Origin of the sequence: Achromobacter sp. B7, assembly GCF_003600685.1 — a bacterium.
Classification (GTDB): Bacteria; Pseudomonadota; Gammaproteobacteria; order Burkholderiales; family Burkholderiaceae_B; genus Achromobacter; species Achromobacter spanius_B.
In genome coordinates this window covers 847,400-871,713 of sequence record NZ_CP032084.1, presented here as the reverse complement: position 1 = coordinate 871,713, position 24,314 = coordinate 847,400, and the positions used below count along the sequence as shown (strand labels likewise).

Annotated in this window: 20 protein-coding genes; 13 read left to right on the top strand and 7 right to left on the bottom strand. The window is 66.0% G+C overall.

All coding sequences use genetic code 11. The features are described from left to right. Positions 1 to 76 precede the first annotated feature (76 nt). Positions 77 to 1,600 carry a fumarate hydratase gene (locus tag DVB37_RS03905; RefSeq protein ID WP_006217560.1) on the bottom strand — a complete coding sequence of 508 codons (1,524 nt, stop codon included), beginning with the start codon at positions 1,598 to 1,600 and terminating at the stop codon, positions 77 to 79. A 125-nt stretch (positions 1,601 to 1,725) separates the two neighbouring features. After that, entirely contained in the window at positions 1,726 to 2,493 is a 768-nt protein-coding gene (locus tag DVB37_RS03900) for a crotonase/enoyl-CoA hydratase family protein (RefSeq protein ID WP_046806488.1), read from the bottom strand. Positions 2,494 to 2,771: 278 nt separating this feature from the next. On the opposite strand from DVB37_RS03900, the gene glyQ reads away from it, so the two are divergent. From glyQ to def, 8 genes are read left to right on the top strand one after another with little or no spacing between them, the layout of a single operon-like run. Next, entirely contained in the window at positions 2,772 to 3,683 is a 912-nt protein-coding gene (glyQ, locus tag DVB37_RS03895) for a glycine--tRNA ligase subunit alpha (RefSeq protein ID WP_120153921.1), read from the top strand. Then, positions 3,684 to 5,822 (top strand): glycine--tRNA ligase subunit beta, encoded by a 2,139-nt coding sequence (gene glyS, locus DVB37_RS03890; RefSeq protein ID WP_120153919.1) that lies wholly within the window; start codon positions 3,684 to 3,686, stop codon positions 5,820 to 5,822. After that, positions 5,819 to 6,358 (top strand): D-glycero-beta-D-manno-heptose 1,7-bisphosphate 7-phosphatase, encoded by a 540-nt coding sequence (gmhB, locus tag DVB37_RS03885; protein ID WP_120153916.1) that lies wholly within the window; start codon positions 5,819 to 5,821, stop codon positions 6,356 to 6,358. Before glyS ends, gmhB begins: the two co-directional genes overlap by 4 nt. Before the next feature lie 4 nt (positions 6,359 to 6,362). Beyond that, positions 6,363 to 7,091 carry a 1-acyl-sn-glycerol-3-phosphate acyltransferase gene (locus DVB37_RS03880; protein ID WP_046806492.1) on the top strand — a complete coding sequence of 243 codons (729 nt, stop codon included), beginning with the start codon at positions 6,363 to 6,365 and terminating at the stop codon, positions 7,089 to 7,091. After that, a complete protein-coding gene (locus tag DVB37_RS03875) occupies positions 7,078 to 8,109 on the top strand; it encodes a M48 family metallopeptidase (RefSeq protein ID WP_120153914.1) in 1,032 nt (343 codons plus the stop codon). The genes DVB37_RS03880 and DVB37_RS03875 overlap by 14 nt, the downstream gene beginning before the upstream one ends. 20 nt (positions 8,110 to 8,129) lie before the next feature. Beyond that, positions 8,130 to 9,272 carry a 2-aminoethylphosphonate--pyruvate transaminase gene (locus tag DVB37_RS03870; protein ID WP_120153911.1) on the top strand — a complete coding sequence of 381 codons (1,143 nt, stop codon included), beginning with the start codon at positions 8,130 to 8,132 and terminating at the stop codon, positions 9,270 to 9,272. 11 nt (positions 9,273 to 9,283) lie between these two features. Further along, on the top strand, positions 9,284 to 9,679 hold the full coding sequence (gene gloA / locus DVB37_RS03865) for a lactoylglutathione lyase (protein WP_046806494.1): 396 nt from the start codon (positions 9,284 to 9,286) through the stop codon (positions 9,677 to 9,679). 11 nt (positions 9,680 to 9,690) lie between these two features. Continuing rightward, positions 9,691 to 10,224: a peptide deformylase gene (def, locus tag DVB37_RS03860; protein WP_120153909.1), complete on the top strand. Its 534-nt coding sequence runs from the start codon at positions 9,691 to 9,693 to the stop codon at positions 10,222 to 10,224. Here the strand turns inward: def and DVB37_RS03855 are convergent. Further along, on the bottom strand, positions 10,221 to 12,530 hold the full coding sequence (locus DVB37_RS03855; RefSeq protein WP_046806496.1) for an acyl-CoA dehydrogenase: 2,310 nt from the start codon (positions 12,528 to 12,530) through the stop codon (positions 10,221 to 10,223). The two genes, def and DVB37_RS03855, sit on opposite strands and share 4 nt — an antisense overlap. A gap of 148 nt (positions 12,531 to 12,678) precedes the next feature. On the opposite strand from DVB37_RS03855, the gene DVB37_RS03850 reads away from it, so the two are divergent. Then, positions 12,679 to 13,908: a nucleoside recognition domain-containing protein gene (locus DVB37_RS03850; protein ID WP_120153907.1), complete on the top strand. Its 1,230-nt coding sequence runs from the start codon at positions 12,679 to 12,681 to the stop codon at positions 13,906 to 13,908. Between the two features lie 48 nt (positions 13,909 to 13,956). Here the strand turns inward: DVB37_RS03850 and pyk are convergent, their stop codons facing one another. Next, entirely contained in the window at positions 13,957 to 15,399 is a 1,443-nt protein-coding gene (gene pyk / locus DVB37_RS03845; protein ID WP_046806498.1) for a pyruvate kinase, read from the bottom strand. Between the two features lie 141 nt (positions 15,400 to 15,540). On the opposite strand from pyk, the gene DVB37_RS03840 reads away from it, so the two are divergent. Beyond that, the gene (locus tag DVB37_RS03840; RefSeq protein WP_120153905.1) at positions 15,541 to 16,683 is read left to right on the top strand and encodes a glycerate kinase; all 1,143 of its coding nucleotides are present in this window, start codon (positions 15,541 to 15,543) and stop codon (positions 16,681 to 16,683) included. 62 nt (positions 16,684 to 16,745) lie between these two features. Here the strand turns inward: DVB37_RS03840 and rsmA are convergent, their stop codons facing one another. The 3 genes from rsmA to DVB37_RS03825 are packed head-to-tail and all read right to left on the bottom strand — an operon-like array spanning position 16,746 to position 21,523. Continuing rightward, positions 16,746 to 17,531, bottom strand: coding sequence for a 16S rRNA (adenine(1518)-N(6)/adenine(1519)-N(6))-dimethyltransferase RsmA (gene rsmA / locus DVB37_RS03835; RefSeq protein ID WP_046806500.1), 786 nt, complete (start codon positions 17,529 to 17,531; stop codon positions 16,746 to 16,748). Positions 17,532 to 17,549: 18 nt separating this feature from the next. After that, a complete protein-coding gene (locus DVB37_RS03830) occupies positions 17,550 to 19,136 on the bottom strand; it encodes a peptidylprolyl isomerase (protein ID WP_120153903.1) in 1,587 nt (528 codons plus the stop codon). Next, positions 19,133 to 21,523, bottom strand: coding sequence for an LPS-assembly protein LptD (locus DVB37_RS03825; RefSeq protein ID WP_120153901.1), 2,391 nt, complete (start codon positions 21,521 to 21,523; stop codon positions 19,133 to 19,135). The genes DVB37_RS03830 and DVB37_RS03825 overlap by 4 nt, the downstream gene beginning before the upstream one ends. 168 nt (positions 21,524 to 21,691) lie before the next feature. Here DVB37_RS03825 and DVB37_RS03820 point away from each other — a divergent pair, with 168 nt between their 5' ends. The 3 genes from DVB37_RS03820 to DVB37_RS03810 all read left to right on the top strand — a co-directional run bounded on the left by DVB37_RS03820 (position 21,692) and on the right by DVB37_RS03810 (position 24,265). Continuing rightward, on the top strand, positions 21,692 to 22,732 hold the full coding sequence (locus DVB37_RS03820; RefSeq protein ID WP_120153899.1) for an aminoglycoside phosphotransferase family protein: 1,041 nt from the start codon (positions 21,692 to 21,694) through the stop codon (positions 22,730 to 22,732). Beyond that, on the top strand, positions 22,732 to 23,418 hold the full coding sequence (murU, locus tag DVB37_RS03815; protein ID WP_120153897.1) for an N-acetylmuramate alpha-1-phosphate uridylyltransferase MurU: 687 nt from the start codon (positions 22,732 to 22,734) through the stop codon (positions 23,416 to 23,418). The genes DVB37_RS03820 and murU overlap by 1 nt, the downstream gene beginning before the upstream one ends. Before the next feature lie 148 nt (positions 23,419 to 23,566). After that, positions 23,567 to 24,265 (top strand): DUF6776 family protein, encoded by a 699-nt coding sequence (locus tag DVB37_RS03810; RefSeq protein ID WP_046806505.1) that lies wholly within the window; start codon positions 23,567 to 23,569, stop codon positions 24,263 to 24,265. The last annotated feature ends 49 nt before the right edge of the window (positions 24,266 to 24,314 follow it).

Here is a 24,314-nt window from a genome sequence, read left to right as displayed (position 1 = left end):
ATGCCACGCCGCGTCAAAAAAACGGCCGCTGATTTCTCAGCGGCCGTTTTTATGTCAGCGCGCAACGCTGCGTGGATTACGCCACCGCAACCGGGATCTTCCCGATCTTGGCCTGCCATTCCTTCGGACCCGTCGTGTGGACCGACGTGCCCTTGGCGTCCACCGCCACGGTCACCGGCATGTCCTTCACGTCGAATTCGTAGATGGCTTCCATGCCCAGGTCGGCAAAGCCCAGCACCTTGGCGCCGCGAATGGCCTTGGACACCAAGTAGGCCGCGCCACCCACGGCCATCAGGTAGGCCGAGCCGTGCTTCTTGATGGCTTCGATGGCGACCGGGCCACGTTCGGACTTGCCGATCATCGAGATCAGGCCCGTCTTCTCAAGCATCATGTCAGTGAACTTGTCCATGCGCGTGGCGGTGGTGGGACCGGCGGGGCCGACCACTTCATCGCCCACCGGATCCACCGGGCCCACGTAATAGATCACGCGGTTGGTGAAGTCCACCGGCAGCGGCTCGCCCTTGGCCAGCATGTCCTGGATGCGCTTGTGCGCGGCGTCGCGGCCGGTCAGCATCTTGCCCGACAGCAGCAGCGTCTGACCCGGCTTCCAGCTGGCCACTTCTTCCTTGGTCAGCGTGTTCAGGTCGACTTGCTTGGACTTGTTGTAGTCCGGCGCCCAATGCACTTCGGGCCATTCGGACAGCGACGGCGGGTCCAGGCGCGCGGGGCCCGTGCCGTCCAGTTCAAAGTGCGCGTGACGCGTGGCGGCGCAGTTCGGGATCATGGCAACCGGCTTGGACGCGGCGTGCGTGGGGAAGGTGCTGATCTTGACGTCCAGCACGGTCGTCAGGCCGCCCAGGCCCTGCGCGCCGATACCCAGCGCGTTGACCTTTTCGTACAGCTCGATACGCAGCTCTTCCAGCTTGTTCTGCGGGCCACGGGCCAGCAGTTCGTACATGTCGATGTCTTCCATCAACGACTGCTTGGCCATCAGCATGGCCTTTTCAGCGGTGCCGCCAACGCCGATGCCCAGCATGCCCGGCGGGCACCAGCCGGCGCCCATCGTCGGGACGGTTTTCAGCACCCAGTCCACCAGCGAGTCGCTGGGGTTCAGCATGGCGAACTTGGATTTGTTTTCAGAACCGCCGCCCTTGGAAGCGATCTGCACGTCGACCTTGTCGCCCTGGACCAGTTCGACGTGCAGGATACAGGGCGTGTTGTCGCGCGTGTTCTTGCGGGCGAACAGCGGGTCGTCCAGCACGGAGGCGCGCAGCGGATTGTCCGGGTTCAGGTAGCCACGGCGCACGCCTTCGTCACACAGTTCCTGCAAGGTGCGCTTGGTGTCAAAGCGCACGCTCATGCCGATCTTCAGGAAGACGTTGACGATGCCGGTGTCCTGGCACAGCGGACGCTTGCCTTCGGCGCACATGCGGGAATTGGTCAGGATCTGCGCCATCGCGTCACGCGCGGCGGGGCTTTCCTCGCGCTCGTACGCGCGGGCCAGATGGCGGATGTAGTCGACGGGATGGTAGTAGCTGATGAACTGAATGCCATCGGCTATCGACTGGATGAAGTCTTCTTCTTTAATGATGACGGACATGGCGATTTGCGGGTCTAGATGGAAAACTGGATATTGAAAACGCGGCTGGCGGGTGAAGCTAACCACAAGGGAGCACAGATCGTTATTGTTGCCCGGCCGCCTTGAAAGGCGGCCGGAGATACTCATTACTTGCCTTGCCAGACCGGCTTGCGCTTTTCAGCGAAAGCGGTCGCGCCTTCCTTGGCGTCGGCCGACGAAAAGATATGGGCGATCAACGGGCGTTGGCGGTCGAACATGCCGTCCTGTTCCCAATCAACGGCCTGCGACACGATGCTCTTGGCGGTCTGCACGGCCAGCGGGCCGTTTTCAACAATGGCGCGCGCCAGTTCCAGCGCGCCGGCCAATGCGCCGCCCGGCTCGGTCAGGCGGTTGACCAGGCCGAACGAGTAAGCGCGTTCAGCCGTCAGCATTTCGCCCGTCAAGATCACTTCCATGGCAATGTGGTACGGCAGGCGGCGCGGCAGGCGCAGCATGCCGCCGGCGCCTGCCACCAGGCCGCGCTTGACTTCCGGCAGGCCGAATTTGGCGTTGTTGGCGGCCACGATCAGGTCGGAAGCCAAGGCCATTTCGCAGCCACCGGCCAGCGCGTAGCCTTCCACGGCGGCGATCAGCGGCTTCTTGGGCGGGCGTTCGTTCAGGCCGGCAAAACCACGGCCTTCAACGTAGGGGCGCTGCCCGGATTTGGCGAATGCCTTCAAGTCCATGCCCGACGAGAACGTGCCGCCGCCACCCGTCAGGATGCCGATGCGGATGTCGTCGCGGCTGTCCAGCTGGTCCAGCGCGGCGGCCATGGCCTGGGCGGTTTCCAGGTTGATGGCGTTCTTGGCTTCGGGGCGGTTGATCGTGATGATCTGGATGCCGTCGGTGACTTCCACCGTGATCAGGTCTGACATAGGACTGCTCCTTCCGGGATTTCTCGGAATCGGGTTCCGGGTTTTATATAAGACTTGGGACGTAACCCGGAATCATACGACCATTGGTTTGCAGGCGCAGCGAGGCCGCCCCCAAGCGTCCGCCAGGGGCACACCTGGCCCGCCCGGGGGATGCCGTCCGGACATAGATGTAACCGCGCGGCGGCGCCCGCCAAACGGGACGGCCCCGGGCCAGTTAAAATGCCCGGTTTCCCACGCCCACGGCAGGCCTTGCCCGGCGGTCGAATTCCAAGAATCCTATGCTCACCTTTCAGCAAATCATCCTTACGCTCCAGGAATACTGGGACAAGCAGGGTTGCGCCCTGCTGCAACCCTACGACATGGAAGTCGGCGCCGGTACCTCGCACACGGCCACGTTCCTGCGCGCGATCGGCCCGGAGCCGTGGCGCGCCGCCTACGTACAGCCCTCGCGCCGCCCCAAGGATGGCCGCTACGGCGAAAACCCCAATCGTCTCCAGCACTATTACCAGTACCAGGTGGTGCTCAAGCCCGCGCCGCCCGACATCCTGGACCTGTACATCGGTTCGCTGAAGGCGCTGGGCATCGACCCCACCCAACACGACATCCGCTTTGTGGAAGACGACTGGGAAAATCCCACGCTGGGCGCCTGGGGCCTGGGCTGGGAGGTCTGGCTGAACGGCATGGAAGTCACGCAATTCACGTACTTCCAGCAGGTGGGCGGGCTGGATTGCACCCCCACCACCGGTGAAATCACCTACGGCCTGGAACGCCTGGCCATGTACCTGCAAGACGTGCAAAGCGTCTACGACCTGATCTGGACCGAAGGCGCCAACGGCAACCGCGTGCTGTACCGCGACGTGTTCCACCAGAACGAGGTCGAGCAGTCGACCTACAACTTCGAGCACTCGTCGGCCGACATGCTGTTTGCGCACTTCAACGACTACGAAGCCGAGGCCAAGCGCCTGATGGAAGTGCCCCTGGCGCTGCCGGCCTACGAGGCCGCGCTGAAAGCCGCGCACACCTTCAACATGCTGGACGCGCGCGGCGCGATCAGCGTGACCGAGCGCGCCGCCTACATCGGCCGCATCCGCAACCTGTCGCGCGCCGTCGCGCAGGCTTATTTCGATTCCCGCGAACGACTGGGCTTTCCCATGCTGCGCCGCAACCAGGCCGCCGGGGAGGCAGCATAAATGACGACGAACATCCGCCCCCTGCTGGTCGAACTGCTGACCGAAGAACTGCCGCCCAAGGCCCTGCAAAAGCTGGGCCAGGCCTTTGCCGAAGGCGTGCGCGCCACGCTGGAACGCCACGGCCTGTTGGCCGACGGCTGCGCCGTGACCGCGTATTCCACGCCGCGCCGGCTGGCCGTGCATCTGTCCGCCGTGCTGGCGCAGGCGCCCGACCAGCCCTATGCCGAAAAGCTGATGCCCGCCAAGATCGGCCTGACCGAAGACGGCAAGGCCACGCCCGCACTGCAAAAGAAGCTGGCCGCCAAGGGCCTGGAAAACATAGACCTGTCCACGCTGGACCGCGAGTCCGACGGCAAGCAGGACTACCTGGTTGCCCGCGGCACCGCCACCGGTTCGTCGCTGGCTGCCGGTTTGCAGGAAGGCATCGACACGGCGTTGAACAGCCTGCCGATTCCCAAGGTGATGCGCTATCAGCTGGCCGACGGCGTCACCACCGTCAAGTTCGTGCGCCCGGCGCATGGCCTGGTCGCCCTGTTCGGCGCCGACGTGGTGCCCGTGTCCACGCTGGGCATGCAGGCCGGCCGCGACACGCTGGGCCACCGCTTCATGTCCGCCGGTCCGGTCTCGTTTGTCGATGCCGATTCCTACGCCGCCACGCTGGCGGAAAAAGGCCGCGTCGTGGCGTCCTTCGAAGGCCGCCGCGATGAGATCCAGCGTCAGTTGCTGGACCACGCCGGCCGCCTGTCGGCCACGCTGGGCGATGACCCGGAAGTGGCCGCGCTGCTGGACGAAGTGACGGCGCTGGTCGAACACCCCACCGTGTACGTGGGCCAGTTTGAAGAGCAGTTCCTGCAAGTGCCGCAGGAATGCCTGATCCTGACCATGCGGCTGAACCAGAAGTACTTCCCGCTGTTCGACCCGGCCACCGGCCGCCTGACGCACCGCTTCCTGATCGTGAGCAACATGCACACGGACAACCCGGTGAATATCGTCGAAGGCAACCAGCGCGTGGTCCGCCCGCGCCTGGCGGATGCGCAGTTCTTCTTCGAAACCGATCGCAAGACGCCGCTGGCTTCGCGCGTGGAGCAGCTGGGTTCCATCGTTTATCACAACAAGCTGGGCACCCAGCTTGAACGCGTCGAACGCGTGCGCGCCATCGCGCGTGGCGTGGCCGAGCAACTGGGCGGCGACGTTGCCGCCGCCGACCGCGCCGCCATGCTGGCCAAGGCCGACCTGGGTTCGAACATGGTGGGCGAATTCCCCGAGCTGCAAGGCATCATGGGCGCTTACTACGCAGCCGGCGATGGTGAGCCGGACAGCGTCGTGCAAGCGCTGCGCACGCAATACCGCAACCGCTACGACGCCCCCGTCACGCCAGACACGCTGACCGCCGCCACGCTGTTCATCGCCGAGCGCGTGGAAACGATGGTCGGCATCTGGGCCATCGGCCTGGCGCCCACGGGCGAGCGCGACCCCTTCGGCCTGCGCCGCGCGGCGCTGGGCCTGATCAGCGCGTTTGAACAACTGGCGGCCGGCGGCTGGCTGAAGGTCAGCCAGGACGGCCCGCTGTCGCTCGACGGCCTGTTGACCCTGGCCGCCGGCACCTTCCCCGCCGGGAAGATTCCGGCCGACACGCTGGCCGAAGTGCGCACCTTCATCTACGAGCGCTATCGCAACCAGCTCATCAACGACTTCGACCGCAACGCGGTGGAAGCCGTGATTGCGCTGACGCCGCCGCTGCATCAGGTGGCCGAACGCGTGCGCGCCGCCGCCGCATTCGCGCAACTGCCCGAAGCCGCCAGCCTGGCCGCCGCCAACAAGCGTATCGGCAACCTGCTGAAAAAGGCCGAGGGCGAGATCGGTTCGGTGAACGACGCCGCGCTGGTGGAACCGGCTGAAAAGGCCTTGGCCGCCACGGTCGCCACGCTGCGCCCGCAAGCCGAAGCCCAGTTGGCCGCCGGCGACTTTGCCGGCAGCCTGTCCACGCTGGCGCAAGCCCGCGAACCGGTGGACGCCTTCTTTGCCGACGTCATGGTCATGGCCGAAGACCCGGCCGTGCGCGCCAACCGGCTGGCGTTGTTGAGCCAGCTGCATGGCCTGATGAACCAGGTGGCCGACATTTCCAGGCTGGCACAGTGAAACTGATCATCCTAGACCGCGACGGCGTCATCAATCAGGACAGCGATGCGTTCGTCAAGAATCCCGACGAATGGATCGCCCTGCCCGGCAGCCTGCAAGCCATTGCGCGGCTGACGCAGGCCGACTGGAAAGTGGTGGTGGCCAGCAACCAGTCGGGCCTGGCGCGCGGCCTGTTCGACATGGACACGCTGACCGCCATCCACACCAAGATGCGGCGCGAACTGGCCGCCGTGGGCGGCACGATCGACGCCGTGTTCCTGTGCCCGCACGGGCCGGATGACAACTGCACCTGCCGCAAGCCGCGCCCGGGCCTGTTCGAACAGATCGGCCATCGCTACGACATCAGCCTGGCCGGCGTGCCGGCGGTGGGCGATTCGCTGCGCGATCTGCAAGCGTCGGCGGCCGTGGGCTGCGCGCCGTGGTTGGTGCACACCGGCAACGGCAAGAAGACGCTGGCCAAGGGCGGCCTGCCCGAGAACACCGGGGTCTGCGAAGACCTGTCGGCCGTGGTCGACATTCTGCTTCAGGACAATTGATTCAATGGCCCGGCTACGTTCGCTGCTGTATTTCCTGTTCCTGGCCATCACGGTCATTCCCTACGCGTTCCTGTGCATCCTGTGGGCGCCGCTGCCGCTGCATTGGCGCTACAAGCTGACGGTGGGCTGGCCGCGCCTGGCCATCTGGGGCGCCAAGGTGTTCTGCGGTATCCGTTGGCAGGTCAAGGGCTGGGAAAACCTGCCCGACGGCCCGGCGGTGATCCTGTCCAAGCACCAGTCGGCCTGGGAAACGCTGTTCTTTCCCGCGCACATGCCGCGCGAAGTGTGCTTCGTCTACAAGAAAGAACTGCACATGGTGCCGTTCTTCGGCTGGGGCCTGGCGCTGCTGCGCATGATTGCCATTGACCGCTCGAAGGGCCGCGACGCCTTCGACCAGGTGGTCAAGCAGGGCCAGACGCGCATGGACGAAGGCCGCTGGCCGCTGCTGTTTCCCGAGGGCACGCGCGTGCCGCCGGGCAAGACGGCGCGCTTCAAGATGGGCGGAGCGCTGCTGGCCTCGCGCACCGGCGCGGTGGTCATTCCGGTGGCGCACAACGCCGGCGAGTGCTGGCGGCGCAACGCTTTCGTCAAATATCCGGGGCTGGTCACCCTGTCGATCGGTCCCGCGATAGAATCCAAAGGACTCTCCCCCGACGAACTGAACCAGAAGGTTCAGGAATGGATCGAAGGGGAAATGCGGCGTCTGAATCCTGAAAGGTATGCCCAGCACTGATCAGCTCGAACTCTTGTTCGACATGCAAGAACACGACGCGCCCCACGGCGCGTCGCCGCTGATCGCCACGCCGAAGCCGCGGCCGCAGCCCAGGCTTGAACCGCAGCCTCAGCAGCCCCAGCCCCAACCCCAGCCCCAGCCCCAGCCTGTCACACCGGTGAACTTGTTCCCCGACGCCGCTCAAGGCGATGCCGGCAAGGGCGAACCGCTGCTGACGCTGTCGCCCAACGCCGCCTCGCGCGTGCCCACGCCCTGCCCCGACCCGCTGCCGCCCGGCGCGCGCTGGCGCGAAATTCCCACGGACCAACAGCCCATCGGCTTCGTGCTGCTGCGTTCGCGCCGGCGCAGCATTGGCTTTGTCATCACCGACGACGGCCTGCGGGTCACCGCGCCCAGCTGGGTCACGCTGACGCAGATCGACGACGCGGTCCGCGAGAAAGCGCGCTGGATCGTCACCAAGCTGCGCGAATGGCACGCCCGCAAGCAGCAGCTGGCCATGGCGCACACGCGCTGGCAGGCGGGCGGCGAACTGCCTTACCTGGGCAAGCGCATCCTGATCGGCGTAGGCGGCGACAGCCGCCAGTCGCGCCTGTCGGGCGATGCCGACGCGCCGGAGGACGGCGACACGCTGTGGCTGGCGCTGCCGTCCACGGCCGACCAAAGCCGCATCCGCGACGCCGCGCAAGCCTGGCTACAGCAGCGCGCGGGCGCCTGGTTCGGCGCGCGGCTGGCGCATTTCCTGCAAATCAGCGGCTTGAAGATCCGCCGCTGGCGGCTGTCGTCCGCCGCCACGCGCTGGGGCTCCTGCACCAGCGACGGCAACATCATGCTGAACTGGCGCCTGATCCATTTCGCGCCCGGCATCATCGACTACGTCATCGCGCACGAGCTTGCGCATCTGCGCGAGATGAACCACAGTCAGGACTTCTGGCGCGAAGTCGGCCAGATCCTTCCCGACTTCGAAGACGCCAAGAACGTCCTGCGGCGCCACGACCCCGCTTCGCTGCCTCAGTTCTGAGGCGCACTGGAGACAAGACAATGTTGCTGCTGATTCCTGGCCCGGTCACGACCGACGCGCGGGTGAAGGCCGCCATGGCGCAAGACTACGCGCCGTGGGACAACGATTTCCGCGCAGCCTACCGACAGGTCTGCGACGGCGTCTTGCAGGTGGCCCAGGGCTCGGCCGACGAGCACGTGGCAATGGCGCTGCCCGGCTGCGGCCACTTTGCGGTGGAAGCCGCCGTGCGCACCTTCGTGCCGCCCGGCGGCCGCCTGCTGGCGCCGTCCACCGGCGCGTACGCGGCCCGCCTGCAAAAGTTGGCCAGCGACGCCGGACGCATCGCCGTGCCGCTGGCGGTGGGCGCCACCGAACGCCTGGATCCGGCCGCCGTGGCCGCCGCGCTGGAACAAGACCCCACGCTGACGCACCTGGCGCTGGTCTATAGCGAAACGGGCAGCGGCATCTGCCACGACGTGCCGGCGTTGGCGCGCATTGCCCACGCGCTGGGCCGCCGCGTCATCGTCGACGCGGTATCCGCCTTCGGGGCGTTGCCGCTGGATGTCTCCTCCCTGCCCGCCGTGGATGCCGTGGTGCTGACTGCCAATAAATGCCTGGAAGGGCTGCCCGGCGCCGCGTTCGTCGTGGCCCGCCGCGACCGCCTGGAGGCCGCGCGCGGCAACGCGGGCAGCTGGTCGCTGGACCTGGCCGACATCTATCAACACACGCTGGCGCCCAATGCCGGCCCGCGCTTCACGCCGCCCGCACCCACGCTGGCGGCGCTGGCCGTGGCGCTGGACCTGTACCGCCAGGAAGGCCGCGAGGCGCGGCTGGCGCGTTACACGGCCAACATGCACACGCTTTATGATGGCGTCAGCGAACTGGGCCTGACGCCCTACCTGTCGCGCGATCTGCAAGGTCCCATCGTCGTCAACGTGCATGCGCCGGATTCCCCGAACTGGCATCTGCAATTGTTCGTGGACGCCCTGAAGGCGCGCGGCTACGTGCTCAGTAATTTCTTCAACACCGAACAACCCACGTTCCGGGTCGGCTGCATCGGCGCCTTTGGCGCGGACCAGATGCGGCAGGCGGTCGCCGCCATGGGCGGCGCACTGCGCGACATCGGCATTACGCGGCAACACTCGGGCAACCCCGGGTTCCTGCCACAACCCCTCATCGCCTAAGGAAGATCTCCATGCGTATGCTCCACACCATGCTGCGAGTCGGCAACCTTGATAAATCCATCGATTTCTACACCAACGTGCTCGGCATGCGCGTGCTGCGCCGCAACGACTACCCGGAAGGCAAGTTCACGCTGGCCTTCGTGGGTTATCAAGACGAATCCGAAGGCGCGGTCATCGAACTGACCCACAACTGGGACACCGAAAAGTACGACCTGGGCAACGGCTACGGCCACATCGCGCTGGAAGTGGACAACGCCTACGAAGCCTGTGACAAGGTCAAGGAACGCGGCGGCAAGGTCACCCGCGAAGCCGGTCCGATGAAGCACGGCAAGACCGTGATCGCCTTTGTGGAAGACCCGGACGGCTACAAGATCGAGTTCATCCAGAAGAAAGGCCGTCAGGACTGACGCGTACCGCCATGATCCACCCCATCCTGAAAATGGGCGACCCGCGCCTGCTGCGCGTGGCCCCGCCCGTCGATACATTCGACACGCCCGAGCTGCACGCCCTGATCGACGACATGTTTGAAACCATGGCGGCCGCGCAAGGCGTGGGGCTGGCGGCGCCGCAGATCGGCGTGGACCTGCAATTGGTGATCTTCGGCTTTGACCGCAACGACCGCTATCCCGACGCGCCCCCCGTGCCGCAGACCATCTTGTGCAACCCGGTCATCACGCCGCTGTCGGACGAGATGGAAGACGGCTGGGAAGGCTGCCTGTCGGTGCCCGGCCTGCGCGGGCTGGTGCCGCGCTATCGCCACATCCGCTACAGCGGCCGCGACCCGTATGGCCAGCTGATCGAGCGCGAAGCCGAAGGCTTTCATGCCCGCGTGGTGCAGCACGAATGCGACCACCTGATCGGCCGCCTGTACCCATCGCGCATTCAGGATTTCACGAAGTTCGGCTTCACTGAAATCCTGTTTCCGGGCATGGATCCGAACGCCGACGACTAAGCGTCGGGTTCCGGGGCCTGTTCGGAAGCGGACGTCGAATCAGGGCTTGCCGCCTGGGGCGACAGCTCTTGCGGCGCAAAATCATCGACCTGCAAGACCTTGGACACCATCGCGTCCGCCGCCTCCAGCTGCGCGGCCTGGGCGTCCGTGATGGCGCCCAGCTGATGCGCCTGGCGCCAATTGCGCACGTTCGACTGGCGCAGGCGGTCGCGGATGGGCTGCACCGCTTCAACCAGCGCGAAGGCGCGGGTCAGATCCGCCAAGGGGTCGCTGCCCGCGCGGCCGCCCCCCAGCAGTACGCCAGCCCCCGCGCCGCTGCCCGGCTCGCGATGCAGGTCGGCCGCCAGCCGGTCATGCGTGGGTGACGGCTTCAACAGCAGGTCGGCGCAGGCGCGCGTCAGGGCGTCGTTCGGCCCGCGCGCCAGGCGCCACGGCAGGATGGCGGCGCGCAGGCCCCACGCCAGCACGCGGCCCGGCAGGTTGCGCAGCACGTCGTCCAGGCTTTTCTCGATGCTGGCGTAGCCCTGTTCCATGCACCAATGCACCAGCGGCAGATCGTCGTGCTTGCGGCCTTCGTCTTCCCAACGCTTGAGCACCGCCGACAACAGGTAAAGCTGCGACAACACATCGCCCAGCCGCGCCGAGATCATTTCGCGCCGCTTCAGCCCGCCACCCAATTGCGCCAACGTAGCGTCGGCCAACAGCGCAAAACCGGACGCATAGCGTCCCAGCCGCCGGTAATGCCCGGCCGTGGGGCCGGACACCGGCGACGGCGCCAGCAAGGCGCCCGACCAGGCGCGCCCGATCGCACGCAGCGTGTTCTTGCCGGCGTGCCGCAGATGGCGCCAGAACACGTCATGGAACACCTCGATACCGCGTTCTTCGTCGGGGTTGGCCAGCGCCAGCATTTCCGGCATCAGATAGGGATGCGCGCGGATGGCGCCCTGCCCGAAGATGATGAGGTTGCGCGTCAGGATGTTGGCGCCTTCGACCGTGATGGCGATGGGCACCGCGCGGTACAGCGCGCCCAGGTAGTTGCTGGGGCCGTCGATGACCGCGCGGCCCGCGTGCACGTCCATCGCGGCGTTGACCGAATCGCGCATGCGCTCGGTGGCGTGGTATTTCATGATGCCGGACACAACGGCCGGCTTTACATCCTGGTTCAGCGCGGCGCAGGTCAGGCGGCGCGCCGCCTCGACCAGATAGGCGTTGCCCGCCAGCCGGGCCAACTGTTCCTGCACGCCTTCGAACTTGCCGATGGGGATGCCGAACTGCTCACGCACCCGCGCGTACATGCCGGTGGTGTGCGCGCACATGACGGCGGCGGCGGCCGACAGCGACGGCAGCGAAATGCCGCGCCCGGCGGCCAAGGCGCTCATCAGCATCTTCCAGCCCTGGCCGGCGCGGGCCTCGCCGCCGATCAGCGCATCCAGCGGCACGAACACATCGCGCCCTTTGTTCGGGCCGTTCTGAAACACCTGCATGGCCGGCAGATGGCGTCGGCCAATTTCCACGCCGGGCGCCTCGGTGGGCACCAGCGCCACCGAAATGCCGATGTCTGCCGGGCCGCCCAGAATGCCGTCAGGGTCTGACATCTTGAACGCCAGCCCCAGCACCGTGGCCACCGGCCCCAGCGTGATGTAGCGCTTGTGCCAGTTGAGCCGGATACCGATCAGTTCGCGGCCATCGACCACCTGGCGGCAGACGACGCCGGTGTCCACCATGGACGCGGCATCCGAGCCCGCCTCGGGGCTGGTCAGCCCGAAGCACGGCACCTCGCGGCCATCGGCCAGGCGCGGCAACCAGTAATCACGCTGCGCGGGCGTGCCGAACTGCATCAGCAGTTCGCCGGGGCCCAGTGAATTGGGCACCATGACGGTCACGCCCGCCGTGATGGAATAGGCCGATATGCGGCGCACCACTTCGGAATGCGCGTACGGGGAAAAACCCAGCCCGCCATAGCGGCGCGGAATGATCATGCCGAAAAAGCGCTGCGATTTCAGAAAGCTCCAGACCTGTGGTGGCAGGTCGCGCCGGTTCCAGGTGATGTCCCATTCGTCCAGCATCGTGCACAGCTGCGCCACGGGGCCATCGATAAAGGCCTGCTCTTCGGGGGTGAGGGTGGCGGCGGGCACGTCCAGCAGCTTGCGCCAGTTGGGGTTGCCGGTGAACAGGTCGGCGTCCCACCAGGTGTCTCCGGCCTCGATGGCCTCGCGCTCGGTGGCCGACATGGGGGGCAAGGCGTTGCGCGCCCAGCGGTACGCGGGTTCCGAGATGCGGCGACGGCGCCAGGCATTGAAATCCATGAGTGTCCCTCACTGTTATGGCCCTAGGGCGGTTCGGCCCAAAGTACCAGAATTGGCGCCGCGCGGCCAAGCTGGCCAGGGCTGACTCTGCGACAATGAGCGTCCCCGCGCTGGTGCGCAATCAACCGCTGTCCGGGCATCGTCACGCATGCTGAACAAACTCTGGCTGGGCTTCTTCCTGACCGCCGCCGCCGCCGCGCTGTACCGCTGGCTGGCCATTGGAGACCCCGACGTCTTTCGCCTGATGGTGGCCAGCCTGTTCGACATGGCGCGCGTGTCGGTCGAAGTGATGGTGCTGCTGTTCGGCACGCTGACCTTGTGGCTGGGCTTCCTGCGTATCGCCGAAGCCGCCGGACTGGTGGAAAAGCTGGCGCGCCTGCTGGGGCCGCTGTTCGCACGCCTGATGCCCGGCGTGCCGCGCAATCACCCCGCCATCGGTCTGATCACGCTGAACTTCGCGGCCAACGGTCTGGGGCTGGACAACGCCGCCACCCCCATCGGCCTGCGCGCCATGCGCGAACTGCAATCCCTGAACCCCACGCCTGAAACCGCCAGCAACGCGCAGATCCTGTTCCTGGTGCTGAACGCGTCATCGCTGACGCTGCTGCCCGTCACGCTGTTCATGTTTCGCGCGCAGCAGGGCGCGGCCGATCCCACGCTGGTATTCCTGCCCATCCTGCTGGCAACCAGCGCGTCGACGTTGGCGGGCTTTCTGGCCGTGGCCGTGTGCCAGCGCCTGCGGCTGACCGACCCGGTAGTGATGCTGTGGCTGGGCGGCGCGGCCTTGCTCATGGGCGGCTTCATGGCGCTGCTGGCCGGCATGTCGGCCATGGCCATCGCGTCGTTATCGTCCGTGATGGGCAACCTGGCGCTGTTCGGCATCCTGCTGGCGTTCTTGGTCGTGGGCGCCTGGAAAAAGGTGCCGGTCTACGAAACGTTCATCCAGGGCGCCAAGGAAGGCTTCGACATTGCCAAGAGCCTGCTGCCGTATCTGGTGGCCATGCTGTGCGCGGTGGGGGTGCTGCGCGCATCGGGCGCGCTGGATTTTCTGCTGGACGGCATCCGCTGGCTGGCGCTGCAAGCCGGCTGGGACACGCGCTTTGTCGACGCACTGCCGACCGCGCTGGTCAAGCCGTTTTCCGGCAGCGCGGCGCGCGCGATGATGCTGGAAACCATGACGCATTTCGGCGTGGACAGCTTCCCCGCCCTGCTGTCGGCCGTGATGCAGGGCAGCACCGAAACCACCTTCTACGTGCTGGCGGTGTACTTCGGGTCGGTGGGGATATTGCGCGCGCGCCACGCGGTGGGCTGCGCGCTGATCGCCGATGCGGCCGGCGTGATGGCCGCCATCGGCGTGTGCTACTGGTTCTTTGGCTGAATGCCTGCCCGGGCGTGCGGGGCCGGGTCGCGGCCCCGCCAGCCCGGGTCAATCCACCAGCAGGATCTTCATGCCGTTGGTGCCGCCGCTGTCGCGGTAGAAATCGCCCTTGGTCAGGATGACCCAGTCGCCCGTCTTGACCAGGTTGCGCTTGCGCAGTTCGTCGATGGCGGCCTCGCTGAGTTCGGCCGGTTCGTAGTCCGACGGCGCGAACGGAATGGTGTAGACGCCCCGGAACATCGCCACGCGGTTCTGCGTCAGGCTGTGCGGGCTGTAGCAGTAGATCGGCACGCCCGAACGGATGCGCGACATGATCAGCGGCGTGTGCCCGCTTTCGGTCAAGGCGATGATGGCCTTGACGCCCGGAAAGTGGTTGGCCGCGTACATGGCCGCCAGCGCAATGGTTTCATCGCAGCGCGTGAAGGTCTCGCCCATGCGGTGATGCGACACGGTGGACGTCGGGTGCTTTTCCGCGCCCAGGCAAACGCGCGCCATGGCTTGCACGGTTTCAACGGGATACTGGCCCGACGCGCTTTCCGCCGACAGCATCACGGCGTCGGTGTAGTCCAGCACCGCGTTGGCCACGTCCGACACTTCGGCGCGCGTGGGCATGGGGCTGGAGATCATGGATTCCATCATCTGCGTCGCGGTGATGACCACCTTATTCAGCGTGCGCGCGTGCTGGATGATGCGCTTCTGGATGCCGACGAGTTCGGCGTCGCCCACTTCCACGCCCAGGTCGCCGCGCGCCACCATCACGCCGTCGCTGGCGCGAATCAGCGAGTCCAGCGCTTCGTCGTCGGCCACGGCTTCGGCGCGTTCGATCTTGGCGATGATCCATGCCTGGCTGCCGGCCTCGGCCAACAGGGCGCGGGCTTCGTCGATGTCGCTGCCATAGCGCGGGAACGACACGGCCACGTAATCCAGTTCCATTTCGGCCGCCAGCTTGATGTCGACGCGGTCCTTGTCGGTGAGGCTGGGCGCGGACAAGCCGCCGCCACGGCGGTTGATGCCCTTGTTGTTCGACAGCGGGCCGCCCACCGTAACGGTGGTGTGGACTTCATCGCCTTCGACGCGGTCCACCACCAGCACGACACGGCCATCGTCCAGCAGCAGTTCGTCGCCCACGCGGCAATCCGTGACCAGTTCCGGGTAATCGATGCCGACGATGCTGGCCGTGCCCGCATCCTTGGGATGCACGCGCGACAGCGTGAATGGCTGGCCGACGTGCAGTTGCACCAGCTTGTCGGTGAAGCGCGCGATACGGATCTTGGGGCCTTGCAGGTCGCCCATGATGGCGACGAAACGGCCCTGCTTGGCGGCAATGTCGCGCACCAGGCGCGCGCGGTCGCGGTGGTCGTCCGCGCTGCCGTGCGAGAAGTTCAAACGGGCCACGTCAAGGCCCGCACGGATCAGCGCTTCAATGCGTTCGGGCGTCGAAGTCGAAGGGCCCAAGGTGGCAACAATTTTGGTGCGGCGCAATACAGGCATGACGGTCCACTCTCGCAAAAACAACGAAAGCGCTATGGTACGCCGCCTGCGTCGGCGCGGGTATCATGGCCCTTGCTCCAGCAGTTATTCCAGCGGTTACTCCAGCCCTTACTCCCACCGATTACGAGGCGACCCCAACCCGTGAAAATCGTCATTGCTCCCGACTCCTTCAAGGAAAGCGTGTCCGCCCCCGACGCGGCGGCGGCCATTGCGCGCGGCGTGAAAGCCGCCTGCCCCGGCGCCCACACGATATGCGTGCCCATGGCCGACGGCGGCGAAGGCACGGTCGAAGCCGTGCTGGCCGTCACCGGCGGCAAGGAACAGCAGCTGACGGTGAACGACGCGCTGGGCTACAAGGTTGACGCCGTATGGGGCCTGCTGGAAGACGGCACGGCCGTGATCGAAATGGCAGCAGCGGCGGGGTTGGAACTGATCTCGCCGTCCAAGCGTGACCCGATGCGCGCCAGCAGCCACGGCGTGGGCGAGCTGATGCTGGCGGCCGTGAACGCGGGCGCCACGCGCATCATCCTGGGCTTGGGCGGGTCCGCCACCAACGACGCGGGCGCCGGCATGCTGACGGCGCTAGGCGTGCGCCTGCTGGACGCGGGCGGCAACAGCCTGCCGCCCGGTGGCGGCGCGCTGGGCAAGTTGGCCGCCATCGACACGCGCGGACTGGATCCGCGCCTGGCCAGGATCCACATCGATATCGCGTCAGACGTCGACAATCCGCTGTGCGGCCCGCATGGCGCATCGCACGTGTTCGGGCCGCAAAAAGGCGCCACGCCGGAACAGGTGTTGGCGCTGGACCAGATGCTGTCGAATTTTGCCGATGTGTGCGCGCGCCACCTGGGCGTGGACCATCGCAACGAACCCGGCGCGGGCGCGGCGGGTGGCCTGGGCTTTGCGGCCAAGGCGTTCTTGCAGGCGCACTTTCGCCCGGGCGTGGAAATTGTGGCCGAGCTTGGCGGCCTGGCCGACGCCATCGAAGGCGCCACGCTGGTGTTCACCGGCGAAGGCCGCATGGACGCGCAAACGCTGCGCGGCAAAACCCCGGCGGGCGTGGCCAAGATCGCGCAGCAGGCCGGCGTGCCGGTAGTGGCGCTGGCGGGGTCGTTGGGTGAGGGCTACGAAGCGCTGCACGCCGGCGGCATCAGCGCCGCGTTCAGTTTGGCGCCCGGTCCCATCACGTTGCAACAAGCACTGGCCGATGCGGAAAAGCTGCTTGCCGAGCGTGCGCGCGACGTCATGCAGCTATGGATGGCCGCGCAAAAACGCATGTTGTGACGCGCGTGGCGCGGATAGCGTGGCATGCGCCACGCCCGCTTGAAGCGCTCCGCGCTTTGCGCTTATTGAAGCAGTCCCGCTGCCACCAGCGCATCCGACAGGCGGATATACCGGTCCACCGAAATGTCCTCGGCGCGCGCGGTCGGCGCAATGTCCAGCGCTTCCCAGGGCACTTGCGGCGCCCAGTCGGCCAACACGCGACGCAGCATCTTGCGGCGCTGCGAAAAGGCGCGCGCCACCACGGTTTCAAAGGCCCGCACGCTGACCGGTTGCAGGCGGTCGGCCGGCAGCGGCACCATGCGCACAATGGCCGACACCACCTTGGGCGGCGGATCGAACGCTTCGGGCGGCACATCGAACAGCTTGTGCATGCGATAGCGCGACTGCAACATCACGGACAAGCGGCTGAAATCGCCGGAGCCCGCTTGCGCCACCATGCGGTCGATGACCTCGCGCTGCAACATGAAATGCTGGTCGCGGATGTGGTCGGCCCACGTCATCAGATGGAACAGCAGCGGGCTGGAAATGTTGTAGGGCAGATTGCCCACCACACGCAGCGCGCTGCCGAATTGCGAGAAATCCACCGTCAACGCGTCGGCTTCGACCACGGTCAGGCGCGACGCATCAAACTGCTTGCGCAGGCGCGCGGCCAGGTCGCGGTCGATTTCCACGGCGGTGAGATGGTCCAGACGCTCTAGCAGCGGCCGGGTCAAGGCAGATAACCCTGGGCCGATTTCGACCACGGCATCGTCACGGGCGGGGCCAACCGCCCGGACGATGGACTCGACGACGCTTTCGTCGGTCAGGAAGTTCTGGCCGAAGCGCTTGCGCGCCTGGTGTTGAGACATGAAAAGCCCGTAATGCGTTTAGCGGTTGTTCTGCTGGATCTTTTGCTGCTTTTCAAGCCGGTTGTCGACGTAAGCCTGAGCACGCAATTGCTCCAGCCAGTCTTCAAAAGCAGGCTGGGCGCGACGCTCGAACAGAATCTGGCGCGCCTTCATGCGGGCCAGGTCGTCGGTGGCGTCGTGTTCGCGGCGTTCTTCGACTTCAATCAGGTGCCAGCCAAAGGGCGACTGGATCGGCGGGCTGATTTCGCCCGGCTTCAGCGCGTTCATGGCGGCTTCGAACGGCGGCACGGTTTCACCCGGGTTCAACCATCCCAGTTCGCCGCCCTGCGGCGCGGTCGCATCCTGCGAGTACTGACGCGCCATGTCTTCAAACTTGGCGCCGCCCGACACCAGGCGCTGGCGCACCTGTTCCAGGCGCTGGCGCGCGGTTTCGTCGCTCATGACGGTAGACGTCTTGATCAGGATGTGGCGCGCGCGGGTCTGCATGACCTTGGTCGGGCCTTGCTGCGCGGGCGCTTGCGGACGCGCGGCGGGCTGCGGTGCCGGCGTGGGGGCGGGCGTGCGCGCGGTGCGGCCAGGCGCCGGCTGGGCCGTGCCGCGGTCCATCACCTTGATGATGTGGAAGCCGTTGCCGCTTTGGATCAGGTTGCTGACCTGGCCCTTTTGCAGATTGCCGATGGCCTTGACGAACAGGTCGGGCCAGCCGTCCAGCGGACGCACGCCCATCACGCCGCCTTGCAAGGCTTCGGGGCCATCCGACGATGCTGCCGCCAGGCTGGCGAAATCGTCGCCGCGCTTGGCGCGCGCCAGGATGTCTTCGGCCTTCTTGCGCAGCACCGCCAGCTGTTCGGGGGTGGAGCCTTCCGGCACGCGCACCAGAATCTGGGCCAGCGCGTACAGCATCGGGCCCGAGGGCGCGGCGGCCTGCTCGGGCGCGGGCTCGGGCTGCGCCTGCGGTTGTGGCTGCTGCTGCGCTTGCGGCGCGGCGCCAAACGCCGGGTTGCGGCGCTGGTCCTTCAGGAACGCGTCGACTTCGGTGTCGGAAATGACGATGGTGGAATCCACCGCGCGCTGGCGCAGGCGATCCGTGCGGATCTCGTCACGCAGCGACTTGCGGTAGGTATCCCAATTGGTGCCTGACTTTTCGATTTCGCCGCGCAGTTGCGCCACGCTGATCTTGTTGCGCGCCGCGATGGTCTGGATGGCCTGGTCCACCTGGGCATCGTCCACGCGAATGCCAAGCCGGTCGGCTTCGTGGCGTTGCACGCGTTCCATGATCAGGCGCTGCAACACTTGATGCTGCAAGGTCTGGTCGTCGGGCACCTGGATGCCGCGCGATTTCAGTTCGGTCGAAATGCGGATGGACGCGTCGCGCAGTTCGCGCAACGTGATCACGTCCTTGTCGACCACGGCCGCGATGCCGTCCACGAACTGCTCGCCCTTGGGCGCCGGCGTGGTTTTCTGAGCGGCGGGCGCGGCCTTGGCGCCATTGTTCGCGGCCCGGCCTGTTGGCTCGGCCGCGTGCGCGGCGGGAAGGCCGGCGCATAAGGCCAACAACAGCGCACTGCCGGACAGGCGGCGCAAAGAGTGCAACCTACGCATCATTCATACCTTTCAAATGTGGTCCCAGCCGGCACGGGCGGTGTAATGCTGGTGTAGCCGGGGATACTTCTGTTCAGCAGGTTCATCGGGTCGGTTCCCAGGGAGCCCAGACCGGTCAGCTCAAGCTGGAAGAACACAGCGGAGTTCGCGTCCGTTGCCGATACAGCATAGCGCTGGTAGACCACGCGGCCCACCCAGCAGCAATCGCCCTTGTACTCGACGCCGGCGATGGCCTGCGTGACACGGGGAGATTCCGTCGTGTTGGCCACCGTGCTGGACGGCCCGGAGCGCAAGGAATAATCCACGCGACCGACGCCGTACCAACGCTTGTTGAACGGCCATTGCAACGCCAGGCTGACCTGGTTCTGGCCCTGGGGCTGATACTGAACGCCCGGTTGCGGATCGCGCTGATAACGATACGACAGCGCCACCGTGGTCAGGCGCTGCGGCGACCAGCGTGCGCTGACCAAGCCGCGCGACCACTGGTTCTGGTAAGGATTGTACTGAGCGGCCACGTCGGTGCTCAGGGTGTCGGTCAGTGCCGCGCTGGCGCCCACCAGGAAGTCGGACCGCACGTTTTCACGCGGCGTTTCGCCCGGCAGAGTGACCTTTTGATCTTCAAAATACAGGCGCTGCGCCACGGCCAGCGACATGCGCTCGAAGCCGGTATTGGCGTCCAGCCAGCGCGTGGTCAAGGCGGCCGTCAGCTGGTTGGCGTTCGAGATACGGTCCCAGCCGCCGGTGTAGATGTTTTCTTCGAAGGCCTGCGAGAAGCTGAAGTCGGCCAGCGATGTGTCGTAGACCGGCATCTTGGACTGGTCGCGGTACGGCACGCGCAAGTAGTACAGGCGCGGTTCGAGCGTTTGCGTGGACGCCTTGCCGAACAGCGACGTGTCGCGTTCGAAGATCAGGCCGGCGTCCAGCGACATGATCGGCACGGTGCGCGATTGCGAACGCGGCAGGCCGTCGGCCGAACCGCCGTTCAGGCCCAGCGCATCCACGCCATACCATTTGGTCTGGTACTGGGTGTAGTTCACGCCCGCCTTGGGGATGATGAACCAGCCCGGGCGCACGATGGGGTACGACACCGTCGGGTAGGACTGCAAGCGGTCGCCGTCGGGGTAGCGAACGGTCGAGCCGAAATCGGGACGGCGGAAACGCACGGCGGTAGACGTCCAGTCAACGTCGAAACCGCCCCAGTCATAGCGCGCACCGCGCAGGTACAACTCGGGTTCCTTGTCGTACGGCGGCACCAGCGGCGCGTCCGGATCCTGCAGCGTCTGGTACTTGTAGACCTGTGCGTACGTGCTCCAGTAGTTGGAGGCCCAACCCACGCGGCCGCGCTGCGGCAGGTAGGTGGTCGACGCCTGGTTCAGGCCCAACTGCGAGATGTCGCGGAAGTAGTCGTCGTCAGAAACCTTGGCGATGTCCCAGTCGGCGTAGAAGCCGTGCGAGAACGTCTGCTGGTGGCGCCACCAGTACATCCAGCGGTCTTCGCTGGTGACGTTGTCGTTAGGCAGGTAGGTGCCGTCCAGGGTGCCCAGATAGGACGAGCCCAGGTAGCGGAATTCGCCGCCCAGCTGCATGCCGCGCTTGGAAAAGTAGCGCGGCTGGACCGTCATGTCGTAGTTGGGCGCCAGGTTCAGGTAGTACGGCAGCGAAATGTCGAAGCCGCCCTGGCTGGTGGTGCCATACGTCGGCATCAGGAAGCCCGACTTGCGTTCTTTCTTGACCGGGAAGGTCATGTAGGGCGACGCCAGGATCGGCACGTCCTTGAAATACAGCACGCCGTTGCGCGCCACGCCTTCGTTTTCGTCGAAATCGATGTCGACGGTGTTGGCCTTGATGTACCAGGACGGCGTTTCGCACGAGCAGCCGCTGTACGTGACCGTATGCAGCCGCATCTGCGACTTGCTGAAGATGTCGGCGTGTTCGGCAACGGCGAAGCCGCCGGTGGCGCCCATCCAGAAGTTGGGCTTTTCGACCTGGCCTGAATATTTGTCGACGTTGAACTTGGCGTTGGGGCCAGTCACCAAGGTGCCGTCGCGCATCATGCGCGCACTGCCCTGGACATCGACTTCGCCGGTGTCCTTGCGGTAGTTGATGCGGTCGCCCTTGATGACGCCATCGATGCGGCGCACTTGCGCGCTGCCGTTCAGGGTCAGGTCGGAATCGGGGTCGCCCTCGATGCTGTCGGCTTCCAGGTACGCGGGGATGCTTTCATCGGGCAGGCGGTGAATGCGCAGACCCGGCGACGTACGCAACACGGGGGCCGCGGAGGTCGCGGTTGCTGCGGACGCCGCGGGAGTCGAACCTTGGCTGCCTTGAGCCTGGACGGCTCCGGCGGCCACGCTGACAGCAGAGAGGATCAACCACCGAACCTTGCGCACGAGTGAAAACAGCCCTTTTTGACGATGGGAAAACCTGGCATCGGCGGCGGAAAACGGCCGATGCTGGTGTAAACGAGCCGGTATTATAGAGAAGCCGCGCCATACGCCCAGCCTTATGTGCGCCGAACGCAAATTTCAGCAATATTGCCCTTCTGACACGGATCTTCCTTGAAAAACGATCACGACCCCCGCCTGGTGCAGATCCGCAACTGGCTGGAAAGCCTGCCCAAAGCCTTGAACCTGGCCGTGGACACGCTGCGCCCGGCCTCCGCCGACGCCAGTTTTCGCCGTTATTTCCGTTTGGACGCCGGCGAGCGCACCCTGATTGTCATGGACGCGCCGCCGGCGCACGAAGACTGCCGCCCCTTCCTGCACGTGGGCCAACTGCTGGCCGAAGCCGGGCTGAACGTGCCCCAGGTGCTGGAACAGGACCTGGACCAGGGCCTGCTGCTGCTGTCCGACCTGGGCGAGCAAACCTACTATCAGCGCATCCAGGCCGGCATTTCCGATAGCGAACTGCAAACGCTGTACCGCGAGGCACTGGCCGCGCTGGTGCGCTTGCAACAGGCGTCCACCCGCGGCCTGGCCACGTACGACACCAACCGGCTGGCCGACGAGCTCAAGCTGTTCCCCCAGTGGTACGTCAACAAGCACCACGGCGTCACGCTGGACGACAAGACCGCCAACGCCCTGGAAAAGATCTTCGCCCTGCTGTCGACCAGCAACGGCGGCCAGGCGCAGGTACTGGTGCATCGCGACTTTCATTCGCCCAACCTGATGGTGTGCGACCAACCGCAGTACGGTCCCAACCCGGGCGTCATCGACTTCCAGGACGCGCTGGTGGGCCCCATCACCTATGACCTGGCCTCGTTGGTTACCGACGCCCGCACCACCTGGGAAGAACCGCAGCAGCTGGACTGGGCCATCCGCTATTGGGAAATGGCGCGCGCGGCGGGCCTGCCCGTGGACGCCGACTTTGCCGAATTCCATCGCGCCTACGAATGGATGGGCCTGCAACGCAACCTGCGCATCATGGGCGTATTCGCCCGCCTGAACCACCGCGACGGCAAGGCGCATTACCTGGCCCACATGCCGCGCATGAACGGCTACGTCCGTCAGGTGGCCCAGCGCTACGGCGTTTTCACGCCCCTTCTGCGCCTGCTCGACCAACTGGACGACCGCCAGGTCAGCGTCGGATACACCTTTTGATGCAAGCCATGATTCTTGCCGCGGGCCGCGGCGAACGCATGCGCCCGCTGACCGATCGGCTGCCCAAGCCCCTGCTGGCGGTGGGCGGCAAGCCCCTGATCGTCTGGCATCTGGAACGGCTGGCGGCGGCGGGCATCCGCCAGATCGTCATCAACCATGCCTGGCTGGGCCACGAGATCGAACGCGCGCTGGGCGATGGCGGTGCTTTCGGCGTGCAGATTCGGTATTCAGCCGAAGGCACCGCGCTGGAAACCGCCGGCGGCATCGCCCAGGCGCTTGCCCTGCTGGGCGATGCGCCGTTCCTGGTTGTGAACGGCGACGTCTGGTGCGACTGGGACCCCGCGCAGGCGCCGTCCCTGGCGGCCAATGCGCCGGATGGTGGCGTGGGCTTGTTGATGGTCGACAACCCCGTGCAGCACCCGACCGGTGATTTCCGGCTATCGCCCGATGGCGTCCTGCATGCCGACGGCGAGCCGCGTTTGACCTACGCAGGCATCGGCGTCTACCATCCCTCGTTGTTCGCGGATGTCCAGCGCGGCACGGCGGCGCCCCTGGCGCCCCTGCTACGGCAGGCAATGGCCAAAAACCTGGCGCGCGGCGCACGCCACGACGGCCGCTGGGTCGATGTCGGCACCCCGCAACGGCTTGCCGATCTGGACGCGGAGCTCCTCGCAGCAGCACGCTGACGCTCACATATTTCACAATATCAAGGTGCGCAACCAGGCTTGTCCGCGCACCCAACCGCCCCGGCTAACGGGGTATTCTCTGACGCTTTGGCGCGCGCGGGCACCCGCGCGAACAAGCACATACACAGGAAGTTTTCTAGGAATGGGGATGTTTGGAAGATCGCAACGGGCTGTATTCAAGCCCTCCGTGTACCAACCCGGTCAACGCACGCGGCGCCTGCCGCGCTGGCTTGTCCTGCTGCTGGTGGGAATTGCCCTGGGTGCGGGCGGCGTGCTCTTCCTGCAAACGAACTACGGCCCGCAACGCCTGACCGTCGAGCAGTCCGAGTCCCTGCATAGCGAGCTCAGCGCGTCCAACCTGGAACGCCAGCGCCTGCAAACCCAGCTGGAAGAAGCCACCCAACAGCGCGACGCCAATAAGTCCGGCCACGAAAAGCTGACCACCGACCTGGCCGATGCCCGCGCCAAGATCGATACGCTGAACAAAGAACTGGTCCTGTTCCAGGACGCCATGCCGCCGGACCCGCGCGGCGGCAACCTGGGCATCCGCTCGGCCACGTTCAAGCGCGCTCCCGGCCAGCTTGACTACCAGGTTCTGGTAATGCGCGAAGAGCGCACCGGCGCGCCGTTCAAGGGCACGCTGACGTTCAGCATCGAAGGCAGCTATTCCAATGGCCGCGCCGCAACCGTCACCCCGGAAGGCCCCACGCTGAATGTCGACCGCTACGACTACGCGCTGGGCCAGCTGAAGCTGCCCGACGGCTTTAACGCCCGCGTGGTGGTGCTGCGCGTCATGGACGCCAACCAGAAACAGCAGGCGATGCGCATCTATAACGTGCGCAACTAAGCGTGCGCAACTAAGCGCGCAGCGCCCTTTTCGAGAAACCCGCCCGATT

Excerpts from the sequence above, each read along its gene's own strand:
- DVB37_RS03905 (WP_006217560.1), bottom strand. The coding sequence starts at position 1,600 with ATGTCCGTCATCATTAAAGAAGAAGACTTCATCCAGTCGATAGCCGAT.
- DVB37_RS03900 (WP_046806488.1), bottom strand. The coding sequence starts at position 2,493 with ATGTCAGACCTGATCACGGTGGAAGTCACCGACGGCATCCAGATCATC.
- glyQ (WP_120153921.1), top strand. The coding sequence starts at position 2,772 with ATGCTCACCTTTCAGCAAATCATCCTTACGCTCCAGGAATACTGGGAC.
- glyS (WP_120153919.1), top strand. The coding sequence starts at position 3,684 with ATGACGACGAACATCCGCCCCCTGCTGGTCGAACTGCTGACCGAAGAA.
- DVB37_RS03880 (WP_046806492.1), top strand. The coding sequence starts at position 6,363 with ATGGCCCGGCTACGTTCGCTGCTGTATTTCCTGTTCCTGGCCATCACG.
- DVB37_RS03875 (WP_120153914.1), top strand. The coding sequence starts at position 7,078 with ATGCCCAGCACTGATCAGCTCGAACTCTTGTTCGACATGCAAGAACAC.
- DVB37_RS03870 (WP_120153911.1), top strand. The coding sequence starts at position 8,130 with ATGTTGCTGCTGATTCCTGGCCCGGTCACGACCGACGCGCGGGTGAAG.
- gloA (WP_046806494.1), top strand. The coding sequence starts at position 9,284 with ATGCGTATGCTCCACACCATGCTGCGAGTCGGCAACCTTGATAAATCC.
- def (WP_120153909.1), top strand. The coding sequence starts at position 9,691 with ATGATCCACCCCATCCTGAAAATGGGCGACCCGCGCCTGCTGCGCGTG.
- DVB37_RS03855 (WP_046806496.1), bottom strand. The coding sequence starts at position 12,530 with ATGGATTTCAATGCCTGGCGCCGTCGCCGCATCTCGGAACCCGCGTAC.
- DVB37_RS03850 (WP_120153907.1), top strand. The coding sequence starts at position 12,679 with ATGCTGAACAAACTCTGGCTGGGCTTCTTCCTGACCGCCGCCGCCGCC.
- pyk (WP_046806498.1), bottom strand. The coding sequence starts at position 15,399 with ATGCCTGTATTGCGCCGCACCAAAATTGTTGCCACCTTGGGCCCTTCG.
- rsmA (WP_046806500.1), bottom strand. The coding sequence starts at position 17,531 with ATGTCTCAACACCAGGCGCGCAAGCGCTTCGGCCAGAACTTCCTGACC.
- DVB37_RS03830 (WP_120153903.1), bottom strand. The coding sequence starts at position 19,136 with ATGATGCGTAGGTTGCACTCTTTGCGCCGCCTGTCCGGCAGTGCGCTG.
- murU (WP_120153897.1), top strand. The coding sequence starts at position 22,732 with ATGCAAGCCATGATTCTTGCCGCGGGCCGCGGCGAACGCATGCGCCCG.
- DVB37_RS03810 (WP_046806505.1), top strand. The coding sequence starts at position 23,567 with ATGTTTGGAAGATCGCAACGGGCTGTATTCAAGCCCTCCGTGTACCAA.